Source organism: Exiguobacterium sp. SH5S13 (assembly GCF_004337085.1).
In the GTDB taxonomy this organism is placed as follows: domain Bacteria; phylum Bacillota; class Bacilli; order Exiguobacteriales; family Exiguobacteriaceae; genus Exiguobacterium; species Exiguobacterium aurantiacum_A.
This window is the reverse complement of record NZ_SJUS01000035.1, coordinates 1-19,612: the sequence shown is the minus strand read 5'-3', so window position 1 is coordinate 19,612 and position 19,612 is coordinate 1. Positions and strand designations below refer to the sequence as shown.

At 51.2% G+C, this 19,612-nt stretch carries 16 protein-coding genes; 4 read left to right on the top strand and 12 right to left on the bottom strand.

The window, feature by feature from the left end; translation table 11 throughout:
• Nucleotides 1-147: 147 nt before the first annotated feature.
• The 9 genes from EVJ30_RS14210 to EVJ30_RS14170 form a co-directional block, all read right to left on the bottom strand.
• Nucleotides 148-855 (bottom strand): hypothetical protein, encoded by a 708-nt coding sequence (locus EVJ30_RS14210; protein ID WP_131469518.1) that lies wholly within the window; start codon nucleotides 853-855, stop codon nucleotides 148-150.
• Complete coding sequence (gene pilM / locus EVJ30_RS14205; RefSeq protein WP_131469517.1) at nucleotides 852-2,453, bottom strand: pilus assembly protein PilM; 1,602 nt, start codon at nucleotides 2,451-2,453, stop codon at nucleotides 852-854. Before pilM ends, EVJ30_RS14210 begins: the two co-directional genes overlap by 4 nt.
• A 12-nt stretch (nucleotides 2,454-2,465) precedes the next feature.
• Nucleotides 2,466-3,218 (bottom strand): prepilin peptidase, encoded by a 753-nt coding sequence (locus EVJ30_RS14200; RefSeq protein ID WP_131469516.1) that lies wholly within the window; start codon nucleotides 3,216-3,218, stop codon nucleotides 2,466-2,468.
• A gap of 87 nt (nucleotides 3,219-3,305) precedes the next feature.
• Nucleotides 3,306-3,788, bottom strand: a complete 483-nt coding sequence (locus EVJ30_RS14195) for a prepilin-type N-terminal cleavage/methylation domain-containing protein (protein ID WP_131469515.1) — start codon at nucleotides 3,786-3,788, stop codon at nucleotides 3,306-3,308.
• 140 nt (nucleotides 3,789-3,928) lie between these two features.
• Nucleotides 3,929-5,146 carry a type II secretion system F family protein gene (locus tag EVJ30_RS14190; RefSeq protein WP_070327704.1) on the bottom strand — a complete coding sequence of 406 codons (1,218 nt, stop codon included), beginning with the start codon at nucleotides 5,144-5,146 and terminating at the stop codon, nucleotides 3,929-3,931.
• Between the two features lie 4 nt (nucleotides 5,147-5,150).
• Nucleotides 5,151-6,188, bottom strand: coding sequence for a type IV pilus twitching motility protein PilT (locus EVJ30_RS14185; RefSeq protein ID WP_131469514.1), 1,038 nt, complete (start codon nucleotides 6,186-6,188; stop codon nucleotides 5,151-5,153).
• Between the two features lie 4 nt (nucleotides 6,189-6,192).
• Complete coding sequence (locus EVJ30_RS14180; protein ID WP_131469513.1) at nucleotides 6,193-7,851, bottom strand: GspE/PulE family protein; 1,659 nt, start codon at nucleotides 7,849-7,851, stop codon at nucleotides 6,193-6,195.
• A gap of 1 nt (nucleotide 7,852) precedes the next feature.
• Nucleotides 7,853-8,134, bottom strand: coding sequence for a hypothetical protein (locus EVJ30_RS14175; protein WP_131469512.1), 282 nt, complete (start codon nucleotides 8,132-8,134; stop codon nucleotides 7,853-7,855).
• On the bottom strand, nucleotides 8,131-9,357 hold the full coding sequence (locus EVJ30_RS14170; RefSeq protein WP_236636104.1) for a G5 domain-containing protein: 1,227 nt from the start codon (nucleotides 9,355-9,357) through the stop codon (nucleotides 8,131-8,133). The genes EVJ30_RS14175 and EVJ30_RS14170 overlap by 4 nt, the downstream gene beginning before the upstream one ends.
• Nucleotides 9,358-9,515: 158 nt before the next feature.
• On the opposite strand from EVJ30_RS14170, the gene EVJ30_RS14165 reads away from it, so the two are divergent.
• The 3 genes from EVJ30_RS14165 to EVJ30_RS14155 are packed head-to-tail and all read left to right on the top strand — an operon-like array spanning nucleotide 9,516 to nucleotide 12,158.
• Nucleotides 9,516-9,980 (top strand): type II secretion system protein, encoded by a 465-nt coding sequence (locus EVJ30_RS14165; RefSeq protein ID WP_131469511.1) that lies wholly within the window; start codon nucleotides 9,516-9,518, stop codon nucleotides 9,978-9,980.
• On the top strand, nucleotides 9,919-10,482 hold the full coding sequence (locus EVJ30_RS14160) for a prepilin-type N-terminal cleavage/methylation domain-containing protein (RefSeq protein WP_236635482.1): 564 nt from the start codon (nucleotides 9,919-9,921) through the stop codon (nucleotides 10,480-10,482). Before EVJ30_RS14165 ends, EVJ30_RS14160 begins: the two co-directional genes overlap by 62 nt.
• Nucleotides 10,483-10,502: 20 nt before the next feature.
• Nucleotides 10,503-12,158: a hypothetical protein gene (locus EVJ30_RS14155; protein ID WP_131469510.1), complete on the top strand. Its 1,656-nt coding sequence runs from the start codon at nucleotides 10,503-10,505 to the stop codon at nucleotides 12,156-12,158.
• Nucleotides 12,159-12,208: 50 nt separating this feature from the next.
• Here the strand turns inward: EVJ30_RS14155 and EVJ30_RS14150 are convergent, their stop codons facing one another.
• The 3 genes from EVJ30_RS14150 to EVJ30_RS14140 form a co-directional block, all read right to left on the bottom strand.
• On the bottom strand, nucleotides 12,209-12,859 hold the full coding sequence (locus tag EVJ30_RS14150; protein ID WP_131469509.1) for an ankyrin repeat domain-containing protein: 651 nt from the start codon (nucleotides 12,857-12,859) through the stop codon (nucleotides 12,209-12,211).
• Nucleotides 12,860-12,880: 21 nt separating this feature from the next.
• On the bottom strand, nucleotides 12,881-16,462 hold the full coding sequence (locus EVJ30_RS14145; RefSeq protein ID WP_236636103.1) for a DUF5057 domain-containing protein: 3,582 nt from the start codon (nucleotides 16,460-16,462) through the stop codon (nucleotides 12,881-12,883).
• Nucleotides 16,463-16,675: 213 nt separating this feature from the next.
• A complete protein-coding gene (locus tag EVJ30_RS14140) occupies nucleotides 16,676-17,893 on the bottom strand; it encodes a bifunctional folylpolyglutamate synthase/dihydrofolate synthase (RefSeq protein WP_131469508.1) in 1,218 nt (405 codons plus the stop codon).
• Between the two features lie 114 nt (nucleotides 17,894-18,007).
• Here EVJ30_RS14140 and EVJ30_RS14135 point away from each other — a divergent pair, with 114 nt between their 5' ends.
• Entirely contained in the window at nucleotides 18,008-19,450 is a 1,443-nt protein-coding gene (locus EVJ30_RS14135) for a protein adenylyltransferase SelO (protein WP_131469507.1), read from the top strand.
• The last annotated feature ends 162 nt before the right edge of the window (nucleotides 19,451-19,612 follow it).

Here is a 19,612-nt window from a genome sequence, read left to right as displayed (position 1 = left end):
CATCACCCTCTCAAAAGAAAAAACAGGATAAGGGCAAGGAAAAAGAGCGATTGTCCCGACTTGAGTCGGTCCAATCGCCCTTTTTTCTGTTCACGCTCGGATAGAGCGGAGGTTTTTCAGTGCCCTCCTTTTCAAAGGGACGCTCGTTTACGGTGTCGTGTAATCGTACACCGGGATATCTTTTCGTGGGAACGTCTGCGTCGGCACGTAGCGGTCCGGGACGAGTTGATCGAGGTCGGGCCGGTAAAACGCATCGAGTTCGACCGTGAAGTCGAGCGGTGCGGCCGGTTCGGTCGTGTTCGGACCCGTTTCGGCAGGTCCCGTGAACTGGACGGTCCGCAAAATGTGGATCCGGTTCATCGACTCGACCGACTCGAGGAAGAGGACGAGCGCCTCATACGTCTCCGCTTGGAGCGACACCGTCGAGCGGACGGACGAGGCGTTGACCGGTGTGATTTCGACCGGTTCAGCCGGTTCGGCCGTCGCGCTCACATCGTTCGGTTCCGGTTCGGCGATCGGTTCCGGCACTTCCGATTCGGCGATGAGCCCGTCCGCGAAAGCGATGCTCGTCACGCGCACGTCAGACAGCTGGCTCGCTTGCGATAACGTCTCGACGACCGTATCGAGCGCCGGCTCCGTCGGGACGCGTGTCTGCAAGCGCTGCGAGTCGGCGACGTCGACGACTTCGCCTTCTTGGCGCAACAGTTCGAGCTTCGTCTGTTCGAGTGACAGCTCGCGCTCGAGCGCCTTCAATTCACCTTGGTTGATAAAGTACTGGTAGCCGAAGTACGACGGGACGGCGATGGCTGCGAACAAACAAATTGTAAAGATCAAATAAATCGTTGAACGTTTCATTCGCTCACCACCTCCTCATCTTCCTCGGGTTGTTCCGTCTCGCCTTCAGGCGTCTCAGGTTCGGCATCGATGAACGTGAACGTAAACTCTCCGATATAGCGTGGGAGCGGCTCATCTGACGCATTGAGAACCGGTGTTCCCGTATCCGTTTCCGCGTCTTGGTCCGCTTCTGCTTTCGTCTCGGTCGTCACGCCGAGCAGTTTGACGTTATCGAACCGTGGATCGTTCAACAACGCTCGTTGGAACGCGTTCAAGTCAGGTAACGTCTCAAACTGGGTCCGGACGCTCATGAGCGAACCGTCGGCGTAGTTGTACGTCAAGACGTAACCTGTCGGCGGCAGCTGTTCGGTCAGCGCACGGAGCGCCGGGACCGCCTGCTTCTCTTCAGTCGTCAGCGCGGTCACCGTCTGCTCGAGCGAGATGACTTGCTGACCTTTCGAGTTCACTTGTTCGGTCTGGTAGATGCGGACGAGCTGTAACTGTTCGTTGACTTGTGCTTTGTCCTGTCCGATCCCGTTCACTTCGTAATAAAGATAGCCGGTCAGTCCGCCGCCGATCAATAAGGCGGCCAGACTCGCGACGATCGGCCAACGCAGCGTCACGTCGGTCGCATTGATGAAGTTGGCGTCATGGTCGCGGTCGAGCGTCGCCATCCCGAGAAGCGGCAACATCTGATGGGTTAGCGGCGTCGCGTGCGACAATGGCAACGGGTCATCGATGCGTTTGATCGGGACCATCGATTCCAGTTCGATCGTCCGGACGAGGTCATCGAGTTCAGGGACCGTCCCGGAGATGATCAGTTCGTCGATTGGCCGTCCGTCCGTACGAAGCGAGTAACGGTAGAAATCGAGGAAACGGGCGAGTTCATTCAACCATTCATCGGTCCGATTCGCTAACGCCTCGTTTGAGCCGTTGAACGTATATGTAACGATGCCGTCTGTCGTGTCGGCACGATACGATAAGTCATTCTCGATGGCACGGATGAAGCGGACCTGCCCTTCCTCGAGGACGAGTAGTTGGTGCGCGAACGGTGTCACGTGCCACAATAGCGTTGACTTGAGCGGGTCGAGCGTCTCGAGTCGAGACACCCCGTTCGCGATCGCAATCGGACGCGGGACGATTTTTTTCAAGGCGAAGCCGCGTTTCTTCATGTAGGCGCGGATCGCTTTCGTCAAATCGACCGAGACGGCGTGCAACATGACCTCGGTCTTCATGTCCGTCTCGCCGAGCACTTCGTAGTCGAAGGCGACGTCGTCGAACGGCAAGATGATCGAGCTGCCGATCTCCATGAACAAATAGCCACGGATCTCGTCTTTCGGAATGTTCGATGGAATCTCGACTTTGCGGGACAGCACTTCCGTCTCCGCCATATCGACGGCGCACACCATCCCTTTTCTTACTTTTATTTTACGGCACAACTCGTCAAAGGCGAGTCCGAACGCGTTCTCGTCTTGAATCAAACCTTCCGCATAGGCACCTTTCGCCAATTGGACGGAAGCGCTTCGTTTAAAGACGCCTTGTTTAATCACGGCCCCGTGGATGCTGAGCGCATCGAACGAGAAGTACGCGACCGTTCCTTTCTCTATAGCCCGGCTCATGCTTGTTTCCCCCTACATCAAATCAAAATACCAATCAAAAAAACGTTCGCTGAACCAAAACGTCAGCATCGTACCGAGTGCGATGGACGGGACGAACGGGATCGGTTGCTTGCGGCCGATCCGTTTCAGTCCGATGAGCAACAGTCCAACGACTGCTCCGATCAAGCTCGCTAAAAATAAGGCGACCAATACGTCACGTGGTCCGAGCACGAGCCCGATCACTGTAAATAGTTTGACATCGCCGGCCCCAAGTCCCCCTTTTGAGACGAAAAAAACGGTGGCGAGGACAGAAAATCCGAGCGCCGCCCCGGCGAGCGGGCTCCACCACGTAGCTCCGGACGCATAAGCGAGGATGAGCAGTAGTGGTGCCGCAAACATGAGAATCACGTTCGGCACGAGCATCGTCGACAAATCAGACATCGCCAGTGCGAGTAGCGTCGATAAGAAGACGAACGCGAGCAACGTCGTCCCGGAGAATCCGTACAGCCAAAAGCTATAGCCGTAACCGACCGCCCCGAGCAGTTCGAACAGCGGGTACGTCGGCGCGATCCGTCCGCCACAGCCGCGGCACTTGCCGCGTAACAATATGTAACCGAACACCGGGATGAGTTCCCAAGCGGACAAGACGTGTCCGCACGACGGACAATGCGACCGCGGCGTCACGATCGACTGCTTGCGTGGCACGCGGAGCCCGACGACGTTTGTGAACGAGGTGATGATCATCCCGAGCACGATGCTGTAAATGAGTCCAATGAGGTCAACCAAAACTGGTCACTTCCTTACTTGTAAGTATATGCCAAAAATAGAAAACCGGCTAGGCTGAGCGAGAGCCCAGCGCCAGCCGGAGAAAAATTATTCAACTGCAGTTAAATTAGTAGATTCTTTGTTTAAATTTTCTTCTGCCTTATTTTCAATTTTAAATTTAGAACCCACTAATGTTGTTGAGTACTTATATTTCCCACCATCCTCAGTAATTTTCACTAAGGCCGTAGTATAGTCTTTTCCAAATGGATCTTGCAATTGTGAAATGTAAGTAGAACCGTCAGCTCCAGTTGCTCCATCACTCTTACTTCCTACAAATACCAATTCAACAGGAGCATCCTTTTTAACTGGATTTGATGCCGTATACAATTTCGCTGAACTCACCATCTGCTTCGCATCAGCGACCATCGCGTCTTTACGCGAGTTCTCGATGATCCCACCGATCGCGACAACGGCGATAGCTGCGATAATTCCTAAAATAACGACGACGACGAGTAACTCGACGAGTGTGAGCCCGCGCTCATCTTTTAATTGTTTCGCATCTTGCCAAATCAAATTCATTTTTTCTAACATGACTGATTCTCCCCTTTTGTGTGTTTTACTGTATTTTGTGCTGGATTCATTACCGTAGTACTAAAACAAGTAGTACAATTTTACTATACATTCAAAATATGGAGTTGAAAAGTAGTTTATATGCATAAACTAAGAATTTTCTACTGATTTTGGATGTCACCATAAATTTGGAACATCGGGACGACGATGGCGATGACGATGACCCCGACGATACTGGCTAACACGACGATCAACAGCGGCTCGATGATCGACTTCAACCGGTCTGTCGTCGTCTCGACCTCGGTCTCATAAAACTCGGCGACTTCGTTCAACATCGAATCTAAATCGCCGCTCTCCTCGCCGACGGCAATCATTTGTGTCATGAGCGGCGGAAAGTTCGGGTTCCGTTCGAGCGGTTCATGGAGCGGAATCCCTTGCGCCATCATATTGCGCGCCTGCCCGAGCCCTTTACGGATGACCCGGTTCGAGACGATCTTCTCCGTGATCTCGATCGCTGACAAGATCGGCACGGCCGCTTGTAACAAGACGGCCAAACTTCGCGTCAAGAGCGCGATCTGGGACTTTAGGACGATTGGTCCGAAAATCGGCATCTTCAGCAACAACCCGTCGATCAAGAACCGTTCCTTGTCGCGCTTTAACATCCACGAGAACAGGAGGACGCCGAGCAGCGCGCCACCGAACAGCAACCACCAATAGGCGGCGACGAAGTCCGAGACGGCGACGACGATCCGGGTGATGAGCGGGAGCTCACCACCGAGCTGTCCGAAAATACTCGCGAACGTCGGCACGACGTTTACCATCAGGAAAGCGACGACGCCAATCGCGACAATCGAGACGACGAGCGGATACGTGAGTGCCGAGATGACTTTACGTTTAATATCGTACTGCTTCTGAAGTTGCAGCCCGATTTGGTCGAGCGCTTCTTCTAAGTTACCGCTCGCCTCACCCGCGAGCGCCATCGAGCTAAAGAAGTTCGAGAACACACGCGGATGTTTTTTGATCGCTTCCGAGAAGGCGATCCCTTCTCGAAGGTCGTCCTCGACTTGGCTGAGCGTCTTCTTCAACAGCTTCGACTCCGTCTGGACGCGCAAAATCGACGTTGCCCGGACGATTGGGACGCCGGCCCGGATGAGCGTGGCGAACTGACGGACGTACATGATCAAATGTTCGATCTTGACGCGTTCCGGCAATAAGTTGACTTCCGTGTTCAGTCCGGTCGACTCGAGTTCGGACAGGTCGGTGACGAGAATCGACTCTTGCCGAAGTTTGTCTTTAGCTTCCCGGAGCGACACGGCGGTGATCCGCCCTTTCTTGCGCTTCCCGTTCAGCAGTTTTCCTTCGTATTGAAAGATGGCCATAGTCTCACCTCATTTCTTCGCTTGGCACGGCGCTTGGATTGATGACCCCTTGACGGATCAGCTGTTCGATCGACATTTCCATCGATTGCATCCCGTTCTGCCGGTTCGTCTGGATGACGGTCGGGAGCTGAAACTCCTTCTCGTTCCGGATCAAGTTGGCGACGGCTGCGTTCCCGATCATGATCTCCATCGCCGCGACCCGACCTTTTGGCACGTCGACACGCGGGAACAGGCGTTGACTGACGACCCCAAGCAACACGTTGGCGAGTTGGGTCCGGATTTGGTCTTGTTGTTCGGCCGGGAAAGCGTCGATGATCCTGCTGACGGTCGACATCGCGCTCGACGTGTGGAGCGTCGCCATGACGAGATGACCGGTCTCAGCGGCGGTCATCGCCGTCGAGATCGTCTCTAAGTCGCGCATCTCCCCGAGCAAGATGACGTCCGGGTCCTGGCGGAGCGCCGCCCGCAGGCCGCTCACGAACTTCATGACGTCCGAGCCGATTTCCCGCTGGTCGACGATGCTCTGATCGTGCGTATGTAAATATTCGATCGGGTCTTCGAGCGTGATGATGCGCTTTCGCTGCGTCCGGTTGATCTCATGGATCATCGCCGCGAGCGTCGTCGATTTCCCAGACCCCGTCGGTCCGGTCACAAGGATCAACCCGTGTGGTTTCTCGATGAGCCGCTTGAGCACCGGCGGTAAATTGAGTTCGTTCAACGTCGGGATTTCCCCGGAAATGGAACGAAACGCGATGGCGATCGTGCCACGTTGATAGTAGGCGTTGACGCGGAAGCGCGACACGCGGGGCACGCCGAACGAGAAGTCGAGGTCGCGTTGGATCTCGAGGCGGCCTCGCATCTCGTCGGTCATGATTTCCTGTAAGTATCCTTCGATGTGGACGGGGAGCACTTTCTCCTCGCCCATCGTGATCAGACTGCCGTCAATCCGGAAAATCGGTGGCGAACCCGCGGTCAGATGGATGTCTGAGGCACGTTGTTCGACCGCTTTCGTTAAAATCACTTCGATTGATTGATGGATCATAGGTTCACTCCGTTATGACTGTTCTCAGTATTTCCTCGGTCGTCGTCAAACCTTGCGCGACTTTCTCGAGACCGTCGGCGAGCAAGAACCGGGCACCGGATCGTTTCGCTTGCTCGACCATCTCGGCCTCGGTCGCTTGGTTCATGATCAAACGACGCAACTCTTCATCAATCGGCACGACTTCATGGATGGCGAGTCGCCCACGATAGCCTGTAAAGTTACACGACGCACACCCGTTTCCGCGAATGACGCGCGTGATCGCCACACGTTCGGCGTCGAACAGTTCTTGCTCCCGTTTCGAGACCGGTTGCTCATGACCACAGTCGCGACAGACGCGGCGGACAAGGCGCTGGGCGACGAGGCCGGACGTTGAAGCCGCGACGAGGAACGGTTCGACCCCCATATCGACGAGGCGAGTAATCGAGCTGATCGCCGAGTTCGTATGGAGCGTCGATAAGACTAAATGTCCAGTGAGCGAGGCCCGGATCGCAATCTCGGCCGTCTCGGTATCCCGGATCTCCCCGACCATGACGATGTTCGGGTCTTGGCGGAGAATCGAGCGGAGACCGGATGCGAACGTGAGGCCCACTTTCGCATTGACTTGGACTTGGTTGATGCCGTCAAGTTGATACTCGACCGGATCTTCGACCGTGATGATGTTCTTCGACTCGTCATTCAGTTCTTTGAGCGATGCGTACAGTGTCGACGATTTACCCGAACCGGTCGGCCCTGTGATCAAAATAATGCCGTTCGGCCGCTTCAACATCTCGCGATACAACATCTCGTTATGGTCGCCGAACCCGAGTTTCGTCAAGTCGGTCAACCCTTGTGAGGAATCGAGCACCCGGATGACGATCTTTTCGCCGTACATCGTCGGGAGCGTCGAGACGCGGAAATCATACGGGCGGTCGCGCAGCGTATACTTGATCCGTCCATCTTGGGGCAGCCGGCTTTCCGTGATGTCTAGGTTACTCATCACTTTAAGTCGCGTCAGCATGACGCTTTGAATTTTCTTTGGATAGATTGCTTCCGTGCGCAAGTCGCCGTCGACGCGGAAGCGGACGTGCAGTTGCTTCTCATGCGGATCGAAATGGATATCCGACGCCCGTTGATCGATCGCGCTCAAAAACAGCTGGTTGACGAGCCGAATGACCGGGGCATCGTCGCGCGATGCCGTCTCTTGCCGTTCGAATTCCGGCGCCTCATCTTTTAAAATCTCGATGAGCGAGGCGTCCATTTCGTAATACCGGCTGATCGTCTTCCGAATTTGTTCCCGCGTCGCAATGCCAACCTCAATATTCATCCCGGTCTGTAACCGGACGTCATCGATCGCAATCAAATCAAGGGGATCCGCCGTCGCAACGAATAGCGTGTTCCCCTGTAATTCAATCGGCATGATGTCGTGCTTTTGGGCAATCGCTTTTGGCACGAGTTTTGTGACGGTCACGTTAATGTCTTGCGAATATAATGCGATGATTGGTACGTCCAGTTGTTCATGAAGTACTTGAATCAATTGTGTCTCGGTCAAATAGTGCAACCGCATGAGTGCATCGCCGAGTTTTTCGCCTCGCCGCTTTTGGGCGAGCGCCTCGTCGAGTTGCTCGTTCATAATCAATCCAGCCTCGATTAACATCTCGCCCAATCGTTTTTTCGTTCGTCTCACCTTACTTCACCATCCTCTGAGGTACCTCCTGCTCGACGTCTCGCTGTTCAATGAAGACGCTCAACGTTGCGCCGCCCGCTAAACCAATGACGATGAGGAGCCAAGCCCACCACGTCCGTTCAAGCGATTCCGCATACAGCGTATACATACCGAGCGATAACACGGCCACAAGTACCGACACGACGAGTTTCGTCTCGCGCTTCCGTACGTATGGGATCGACAAGGCAAACAGCGTCAACGTGGCCAGCACCCAAAAGGCGAGCAGTATTACATATCCGATCATCCGACTGCCTCCTCGCTAGACGCCGGGACATCCTCGTCCACCGGCGGTTGCTCTTCAAATTCATTCAATCCATCATCTTCTATATCGTCATTAAACGGGTCGTCGTCCAGTGTTTCATCCGGGAACGTCGGAATGATCGGTTCAACCGGTTCAGGCGGCGGTAGCGGGACTGAACTTTTCGTCACGATCTCCGGTACCGGCTCATAGAAGTCAAAGCCCAACAGTTCACGCGTCTCGCCTGCCTCAGTGACACGGATGCGATACAACTTCCCTGACTCTCCAGTTTGACCGGATTGCGTCACCGAAGAACTTCCGGCCGGGAGTGATGGGGAGAAGCGGATCACGTTCTGGTACGGCACGCTTGCGACTTCTTCGACCCGCGATTCGTACGCGCCGACGAACGCTTTCCCGAGCAGTTGCACCGTCATCACGTTCCCTTCATCTAGGACGATGATGGCGTAAGGTGATTGTTCCGTATTTTGGACGGCGAAGTTCGAGCCGGCGTCGATTTTGACGTCGTAGCCGAGCTCGATGCCGCTCGGAAGCACTTCATGCGGGACGCGCTCGAGCACTTTGAACGGAGTCGCCGCAAACAATTTATAGAGAGACGAACCGAGCGGCGTGAGTGCTTCAAAATCTTCCCCGAACGACTTCAAGCTGAACATGTCGCCTGCATCCATTTCAAATCCGTTCATCCGCTCTAACACCGAGCGCATTGCCGGCGTCGGACTAATCGTCATCGACGCGACGACCTCGTTCTCTTCTGCGACCATCTCAAGGGCGACGTTCGAATCGAGCTTAGACGCTGAGGCGACGAGCGGTGGGGTCACCATCGTCATCGTGACGGGTTGATTCTCTAAATACGGAGCGATCCGCTCTTCATCGATTGTTGTGATGAGCGGATAGTCCCCTGGTTCAGATATGGCTTCAAGCGTATCATTCACGTTAAATGTCACGACGTCTTTACCGACTTCGAGCGCCGTCCCGTCGACGAGCGTGACCGTGAACGGTGCGTTTGTGAAGTCTTTGACGGCATTGTCGAGTCGGACGACCGCCTCTTCTTTCGTCATCCCCGATATGTCGATCCCGGCGACACGTGTGTCTTTATATGTAGCGCTTGTCTTCGCTGACGCGTCGAGATAGTTGACGAGCCCGATCGTCGGTAACGACACGAGCAACACAAGACATGTCAGGATGAAAAAGTGCATCCCATATTGCTTCATTCCAATTCCCCCTATGTAAAAAACTGAGACTTTCGATTTACTATCCGTTCGTACTCTAACTTTAGTATAATATGCATTGGACATAAATTAACATTTATTTAGGTAATCATACGCTTTTTTCCTAGTATTTTATTATATTTGAAAAGGAGGTCAATGCGTTGGCCCGTTCCGAAAAAGGTTTTACGCTCGTCGAAGTACTCGTGTCAATCGTCATTTTATCGATTGTTTCGTTCTCCTTATTAAACATATTCAGCCAAAGTCTGAAGACGACGAATGATAGTCTTAGTACGACCATCGCCAACCAAGTCGCTCAAAACGCACTGCATACATTAGATCGACGAGCCTCAGCTGTTCAAGAAACGCTTGACTTGAATAAACTGTTGAATCGAAACGGCGTGAGTTCAGAATGTGATTTTTGTTCTGATTATCGGATTCATGGTGAGACGTACGTCGCTACCATCTCCCAATTGTCAACGCTGCCGCCAAATACAATCGAAGTCGAGATTTCCGTGACGACCGATCGACTCCGAACACCTGTCACGTTGAAAGGAGTGATTTCGAATGCAACGTTACGCGAGCCGTTCCCTGAAACGGCTGTCCCAGAAAGTGAACTCGTTCAGTAAAGCATCCGAAGGTTTTACGCTCGTCGAGCTTCTCGTGACTGTCGTTGTCGCCGCGATTTTAAGCGGTGTCATCATCACTGCCTTCATTTCAGGTACGCTCGGTTTTCAATTGACGAACGAAACGAGCGAACTGCGCAGTGAAGCCGATTATTTGGTCACGTCCATCCTATCCGAAGTCAACCGGAGTGAATTTGATGCCGTCACCGAAATAAATGACACCTACCAATTCCACCAACTATCCGAACCTCGCATCTCATCGACTGGGATGATTTATCGGGAAGCCGGATACGAACCGATCAGCTTGAACTTATCAGCAGATTCATACGTGCCGAGCAACCCGAACGTCTTGTTAGATGATATTTCAATTCAACTGATTGAACCGGTCTATGATCCACGGCGTCCGGACTATATAACGAGCGGCTTGATTGAAATCGAGATGAACCTATCGTTGAAGGCAAATCCCGATTCCATTAAAACGTTTAAAAGCTCGATCCCATTTTGAGAAGAAAGGAGGCACCACTTATGCATAAACGAGAAGAAGGCTATGTGCTCGTACTCGTCCTCGTGACGATGGCCGCGCTCGCCGTCTTATCGCTCGCTGCCATGCAAGTGAACTTGGTCACGAATAAGCTGACGGTCATCCGCACGGAAGATACGCAGCTGAACGAAGACGCGAAAAGTGCGCTCAATCTGATTGCGGCGGATGTTCGAAATCGTTTCCCTCTTCATGACGCAAATGATGTACCGGCTCATATGGAGTCGGAGTCGGCTTTTAATGACGCGGTTCAAGGCGCACTCGTTTCAAACGAACCGTTCCTCGGGCTTCCAAGTGAGAGCGACAGTGAAATCAGCTATTCAATTCAATTAAAAGAAAATGCGAACGCGAACCTGCTCGACACCGCTCCATTTACGAAGATTTTGCAAGTGAACGTCGTCGCGAGCCGGCAAACAAATCCCGAGCAACCGCTCCTGTCGGTCGAATACACGCAAGACCTCTATTTGACGGCTCTGCCCGCTTTTTTGTATTACGTGCTCGGGTCGGATGAGCAGCTGACAGTGAACGGGATGCCGACCGTGAAAGGGAACATCTTCTCAGATGGGCCTTTGGCGTTTAACCGGACGGCGGATTACCAGCTGAACGGTACGGCAAAACAACTTGAAAACTCAGCTTCAAGTCGTTTTCTTTTAGATGGACGCATCGATTTAGCGAACCCAACCGACTGTCTGATTTGTAATCAACCTAACTATTTCACCACAGGAAATGACGTTGCGAATGAATTGCCAGACTTCGGCCCAGCGGCAAGTCAGTTCTCTGATTTCCAGTATGATTATTCCATCATTGAATTTTTAAATCGACGACTCGATACAAAGCTACCCTATACGAATTCAATAGATACGACAGTGTTCGAAGCACCGACGATCCCGAAAACAGATGATGTATTTGAAATCGAAAAAGTGATTAGCGATGATGGATCTGAAATTATCGAACGTCCAAGTCCATACTTAAACAAAGCCGCCTATGATCGTTTGACTGAACCGACGATCATTACACTTCCTAGCGAATTGACAAATAACCAGATGTATATCACGGAATCGATTAAAAAGAGTGATCGTCCCTTGTTGTTCGATGGCGACGTAGTCATTGATTCTTTGACCCACCTCTCAATCGAGCGACCGTTGATCGTACGAGGCGATTTAAAAATTCAAGGAACCGTTTCTTTTGAATCGACGGTTTATGTGCTCGGAGATACCATCATTGACCGGGCAAATATTCAACCGTTGACTGCCGATGGGCTCAACTCACTCATTTTGCTGTCAAAAGGGAAAATTCTACTTAACCGGATCAATGAATTCAAAGCAGAATCAACTGTGCTCCAGGCTTTCTTATATAGTGATTCTTTAGACAAGACCCAAGTGTACGCCGTAGGCTCTGATTTACAGATCAAAGGAGGGCTCTATAGCAAAGGTCCGCTTGAGTTGAACGTATTCCGCGGTCGCTTTTCGGAGAGTGACGAGTTGTCGGCGGAACAGTATTTTGACAGCCACATCCAAGAGCACCGCCCCGAATATTCGCGGTTGCAACTGACCTATAACGATGCGGTTTTCAATCAATTAAATACACTGCCCGTCACGAATCAACTCCAATTCTTTGTCAGCAACCCTGTTCAGTTAAAGTGAGCGGTTCAACAGAAAAACCTCACCAGCATTTTTTGCAGGTGAGGTTTTTCTTAGTTCTGGCCCATCCATTCGATGACTAAGTCTGAGCGGAAGTCTTTGGCCAGTTGCTCATGCTCGCTTGTCCAAACCGCTCCGTTCTCAATCAATAGTTCAATCAATGGAACCTGATTATGTCGTACCGCTTGGAAGAGGATCGTCTCCTCAGCTGTACTCGGAATCGCTACACCGTTTCCAAGTAACGACTGGACCGCTTTCATATCTAAAGCGTTCGCCGCGATTGGAAGCAAACGTTCATCTTTTAGTTCCTGATGAACGATTTCCCACTTGTCACGGTCAGCGTTCTCTCCATACAGTCTAGCTAGCACCGCTTCACCATTCACTTCAGCAAACGGATCGATATCCGTCTGTAAATATGCGGTGACGACTTCTGGCGTGCCTTGTTGGATTGCTTGAGAGAATAACTCAGGTGTCGGTTGAACTTTATTCGAGCGAAGGACTTGCTCAACCGCACCCCATTCACCTCGTTCTTGTAACGAGGTCACTTCCTCGACAGTCAATTGCTTTTTCGAGGAAATCGCATCTTGTAATTCTTCACCGCTTAACGAATCAAGATTCGCTTTTGTCATGTTCAATCTGTACATCGCGAATACAGCAACGATGATGAGCAAAGAAAGTAATACGAGTAACCATTTTCGTTTCACGGCATTTCCAACTTTCCGTTATTAATAACGATCATCCTTATTGTCACCAGACGTCTGAATCACTCGGACAAAGAACGTATCTTTTACCGGGATAAAGTCGCGGCCGGCTGGCAATGTTGTATAGACCTCTACTTTCGCAACACCAGGTTTGACTGGTACTAGTTGCTTGCCTGAACTGCTAACTTGTACATATTCCTGTCCTGACACTACGTTCAATCGACTATCTTGCCACGTAGACGTTGTCGGCCAGAATTGAAGCGATGGAGATCTCGGAGCCGTACCTTCTCCGATATTGATCGTCATGTCTTGGGCAAGGATTTGGTTCGGGTATTCGTTCACCCGAACGATTGTCGGATTAGATAGAACGTTTCGCAACGTTGCTTCTTCAAATGTCGTTTGTAACGAAATCGGAGTGAGTACTCCACCTTGTCCGTATCCGTAATTTGCACGAATAGTATAACCTGTTGCTGTAGCTGTCACATCGACAGCTGCCGGGACTGTCCCGACTAACTTCAGCTGTTTCCCGACGTTCGGTGTCGATACGACGTTAATCGTTGCCACGTCATTTACCCGTTTGTCTGGATCAAGGCTATTCCATACCCATAAATCCAGTTGGTCTGGTGTCTGTGTCAGACTTGGTGCAAGTACTGTAATCGTAAATGTCGTCACCGGCATCCTCACATTCAAATTGTTAAATAAAGGACTGGCATCAACACTCGCTTTAATCGTGGTCACACCTGGCTTGAGTCCGCTCACTTCTAGCCCAGCCCCTTTTTGGACAAACGTGACACTGTCTCCAGAGACGGTTTCATAACGAATCGAGTCATACTGGGCCGTTGTCGGGAAAACAGTCGGTGTCACCGTCAACGTTTGACCAACAAATAGGCTCTCTGATTTAATTTGAATCTGTTCCGGTGGACTGATGACTTTAAGCTTAGACTCGGCGATGACGAGCTGACGCCCTTCACCAGGATCAATCGTCAATCGGATTGTTGAGTCTCCCGTTTTCAAGCCTTTAATGACCGCATTGTTCCCCGACCCACTTAGTTGCGCCATACCGTTATTGCCGACAATTTCCCATTTCAATGTCTTCCACTTCGGATTTGAGAAACTGTTTCCTTTCGCGTCGGTAATGACAGGACTCACAATCTGTTCGGCTCCAATTTGTAACGTCACGTCCGGAATACTCGCTTTGAAGGCGAACGGTGCCCCGATATTGATGAATAGATCCGGAAACTTAGACGAAATCGTCGTCTCTTTGTCCCACTCATTATGCTTATCTAGGCGATGATCTTGCTTTTTAGATATCTCCACCTCAGACTTCAATTCATTTTCAGATTTTTTCAAATGAATCAAAGAAGTCGTAGCTTGCACCGCACGGACGTCCACTTCGAACGTGAAAAAGCGGCTGCTGCTTTCGTCAGATAAGAATACATTTTTATTTCCTTTCCGTTCATAATACAGATCTAACTCTAACTCCAGGTTAATCGATTGCTTGTCTTTCAATGCGATCTCTTTTCCGTCTGTGCCACGTACAGCAACAATTTCGAACTCTTTTGGAAGTTTCTCTGAGAATGTGGCCGTGTTTACTCTAAGAAACTTATCGCCTTTTTGATTCGATAAGCGATCGAACTGCTCTGGATACTCAATTTGATACTTAATCGTTCCTGTCTCGTACAAACTAATCGTCGAAGGAGTAATTGCGCGCGTCACTTCAATCAACTCAGACACATCTTCTGCTCGTTTCACGTTGATTGTAAACGAGTCCGTCACTTTGGCATTACGTTGATCCGTCGTCTCAATCGACACTTGAATCGGCTCACCTTCGATTACATCTTTTGCCGGAATGACGAATTCTTTCACTTCATAGTTTCTCAAGTTATTGAACGTCGTCGTTTGACCGTTATAGCTGATTTTTGAAGTGAGTGTTTGATCTTGGAAGTCATAATCGCTCGGACGCCACATAATACTGACATCTCGGCCTTCCGTCACTTCGATTTTGTTATTTTTAATATCGTCCGTCGTGTAGGCGTTCGATTGGTCACTCACCGACTCAAGCACGTTGTACGGTTTATGATTCGCACCGATAAAAGCTCGATACATCGTATTAATAAAGATTTTCTTCTCATCAGACTGCGAAAATTTGTTCGTGTGTCCTGCGCCTGAATAGGTGAAATTATTCTTCGTGTACGTATAATAATGGTTGTTGGCGTCACCGTATATACGATTTCCGCTCGTCGAATAAAGATTGTACCAAGGTGTCACATCGGGATCATTTAAATCAAGCGTGAAATATTGATTATGCGTATTTGAGATGTTCTTTGGCGCATCATCCAATTTATAAGGATATGTCGTAAAAATACCATCTTGTACTTTGATAGCTCGACTTGTCTGTTCTGGTGCACCATAACCCATGTTTGTATACGTTTTTTGTCCCGAAATGTTTAAAGTCGGGTCGCTGTTAACAAATTGTCGTTCCCATTCAGAAGTTGCGCTGTTGCCGCTATTTGTCCGGAAAATAGTGTCATGTGTCAACATGACTCCTTGCCCTGTCTCGCTGAATCGTTTTACTTTTCTTGTCGCGGCCTCACTCATACTTCCTGAGATGTTGTATGAATCTTGGAAACCGAAGATGAGCATGTCATAATCGTTCGCGGCTAACGCTGTATCATAAGAGCCTTTATCGAAGTTATCTGTGTTCCCGTTCGTCAAGTTAAATTCATAGTTGCCGGCTGGATCGACGAGCATGTCTGACAAATCTTTTGAAATCTGTCCGTTCGTACTCGTCCCAGCTGTTAACTGTAAAATATTCGCTTGTACTTTTTGATCTAAATAGATGAACGTACCTCTCTTATAATCCGCTTGTCCGGTCACCGTATCTTTTACGACGAGCATCCAATTTTTAGGACCGCTAAACGTCGGGCGTGAAAGTGTGAAGTCGACTGTATCTGAAGTTTTAGCCTGTTTTTCGAGCACTTTCTCTTGTGTGGCAAACCGGTCATTATGATCAAAGTCGATATAAAGCTCAATGATGGCCGAACTCGTTGGAGAAGTAGCCAAGTTATAATTAAAGTTGATTGGGGCACGGACACCGCCTTGCACTTTAATCGTATTATTCGTGAGTGTTTGATTGTTGTATCGCACATCGACCGTCTTCATGCGTGGTCTGCTACCCGTCAACGACTTCAACTGTGCCGCCATTTCTTGGTCAATATTTGCATTGGTTTTTTCAGTAAAAACATTCACGTTTGTAAACGAAGCTAAGCGTTTTAACTGTGCACCTCCGTTTGCTGCATCTTCATGCATATAGAGCGGAAGGCCGATACGGACAACCGAATCGAACAACTCGTCGACTTTTAGCGCCGTTAAATCGTTGTGTTGGCTTGTCGTATCGTGATTCGCACTCTTCCCGATCGTTCCCGTTTGATATTTTGCTGAGAGTGGGCTGCTACCAATCATGACGGCGTCAAAAGCACCGGTCATCGGAAAACGTGAAGCGTTAAATTCTTTAATCGTCATAAATTTCGCATTGATTTTCGTCGAATCTAAATTTAAAGAATCGCGATACGTCTTGACGGCAGTATCGTATTCAGTAATTGTCACGACTTTAGAGGTACTAAATGCATCCCTAAGAATCAAGACGTTCAATGGAACCTCAGTCGTATTCGCTTTGACGTACTGTGGAAATATAGATATAAGTAAGACGAGAACTGCGATATATTGCATGAACTTACGCAACGTGAGTTCCTCCCCAATTTTTAGTGTTTACCACTAATTATCCCACCTCTTTGGAAAAACATACATAGCTTTCTTCGATCATTGGTAAATGTTTCTTTTCAAATGTGTTCTCACTTCACTAATAAAGTAAAGCGATCCCGTCACGACGAGTGTTTTCGAGCGCGGCGAACGTACCCATTCCGCCAACCAATTTTTCCACTCGACGTAACGGGCCCCGTCTTCGATTAGACTGTCTTTCGTCCGTGCCCGCGGGAAGTCGAACGTCGTCTCATAGACGCTTGCGACCGTTTCTAACGACTCGATCATCGCTTCACGGTCTTTGTCGACAAGGATCGCGGCGAGCACGGTGACGTCCCGTTCTAGTTTCAACTGCTCGACCAAGGCGGCAATCCCTTCCGCGTTATGCGCCCCGTCTAAAATGATCCGCGGCTCTTTTGAGATGAGCTCATAGCGCCCCGGATGTTGTGCCGTCTCAAGCCCTATCAATATCGCCTCGGTCTTCCATCCGAGATGACGGGCGACCGCGACGGCGCACGCTCCGTTGTAGGCTTGATGATGACCCGTCAAGCCGAGAGCCGCAGCAGGCAGTCCTTCATATGTAACAGTTGTGTCGGCCCCGTCTTCGATCGACTCGATGAGCGGCGTGACCGCATGCACCGGTGCTTCCATCGTCCGACCTTGTTGTTCGAGCAACGTGATCAACTGCGCATCGTCCAAACTATGGAACATCGGGACACCTCGTTTCATGATGCCGAACTTCTCCATGGCGATCTCTGCGAGCGTATCGCCGAGTATACCTTGATGGTCGTGCCCGATCGACGTCACGACCGTCGCGAGCGGTCGCTTCAACACGTTCGTCGAATCGAGCCGGCCCCCGAGACCGACTTCCCAAATGACGAGGTCCGGTTGCTGTTCATGGAAGTACAGCTTCGCCATGACCGTCAGCAGTTCAAACTCGGTCAACGTCTCCGGTGACTCATCGGCACGGTCACGGACACGGTTCGCGATGCGGACGAGATCAATCTCGTGAATCGGTTCGCCGTTCAACATGATCCGCTCCTCGAACTGGATGATGTACGGCGAGATGAAAGTCCCGATGTTCAACCCTTCAGCGATCGCCATCGCCCGCAAAAACGCGACGGTCGATCCCTTCCCGTTCGTCCCGGCCACGTGAATCGACGGCAATTCGTCAATTTGTAACGTCTCGAGCATCCACTCGACTCGATTCAATCCAGGCTTGATCCCGAACCGCAGTTGTCCGTTCAGCCATTCAAATACGTCTTGTCTTGTCTCCATCTTTAACCCACCCCTGTTCTAACACTTCACTCCCATCTTACCAAAATTCACGAAGGCCTACGCAGAGAATCGGCTGTGCTATACTCGAAGCGAACAGAGATAGGAGGAATTCAGATGAAAGACACAGGTTGGAACTTTGAAGCGACATACGTCGAACTTCGTGACATGTTTTACGACCGTGGGCCGATCAACCCGGTCGACAAACCAGAACTCGTCTTATTGAATGAACCCCTCGCCGAGACACTCGGACTCGATATTGATGCATTGAAAGAAGACGTGGCGCTCCTGTCCGGTAATCGGCAGACCGACACGTCGTTCTCGCAAGCGTACGCCGGGCATCAGTTCGGCAACTTCACGATGCTCGGTGACGGACGCGCCCTCTTCTTAGGGGAACACGTCACAGCGAACGGTAAACGGGTCGACGTGCAGTTGAAAGGCTCAGGACCGACCGAATACTCACGCGGTGGTGACGGCCGGGCCGCCATCGGGCCGATGGTACGCGAATATTTGATTAGTGAAGCGATGCACGCGCTCGGCATCCCGACGAACCGGGCACTTGCCGTCGTCAAGACAGGTGAACCGGTCATGCGTCAAGGGCCGAAGCACGGTGCCGTCCTGACCCGTGTCGCCTCGAGCCATATCCGCGTTGGCACGTTCCAATACGCGGCCGCGGCCGGGTCGATCGATGACGTCATCGCCCTCGCCGACTATGCGATCCATCGTCACGACTCGGACCTTGAAGGTCGTCCTGACCGCTACGAGGCGTTCCTCGGACGCGTCATCGAACGTCAGGCGAAACTGATCGCCGACTGGCAACTCGTCGGCTTCATCCACGGTGTCATGAACACGGATAACACGTTCATCAGCGGTGAAGGGCTCGACTACGGCCCGTGCGCCTTCATGGACTCGTACCATCCGCACACCGTCTTCAGCTCGATCGACCGCGAGGGCCGTTACGCCTACGCGAACCAGCCGTATATCGGGTCGTGGAACTTGGCCCGACTCGCCGAGACGCTGTTGCCGTTACTCGCCGACACGCAGGAAGCTGCCGTCGACATCGCCAACAAGCTGTTGAACGATTATACGGAGATTTATAAACAAGCGTACTTCACCGGACTCGCCCATAAAATCGGTCTCTACGTCCGAAAAGACGGCGATGACGCGCTGACGGACGAACTGCTCCGGCTCATGATGGAGACCGAGGTTGATTTCACGAACACGTTCCGCGCGCTCACGCTCGGAGAAACGGAGTCACTTCCGTTCGCGTCGCGTGATGATGGGAAGGCCTGGCTTTCGGCATGGCGTAAACGTCTCGCTGAACAAGCTCTCCCAGACGAAGATGTGACGCGACTCATGCGCCAACACAACCCGGCCGTCATCCCGCGCAACCATCACGTCGAATCAGCGATCATGGCAGCTGAACGAGGTGACTTCGGTCCGACAACCGCCTTGCTTGACGTGTTGCGTCAGCCGTATGACTACGAAGCCGATTACGGGCGTTATGTGTCGCCGGGACCAGAGCGGACGTATCCGTATCAGACGTTTTGTGGCACATGAACCATCTCGCTTTCGCGGGATGGTTTTTTTAGGAAGATGAATTATAAAATTAAGTGCAACACCCCAAAGTGAACACAAAAAAGCCCATAGCGACGGCCTCGTGTAGAATGAAGTTACCACACAAACATTCAGACGGAGGAATCGCTATGAGCTACACCCATC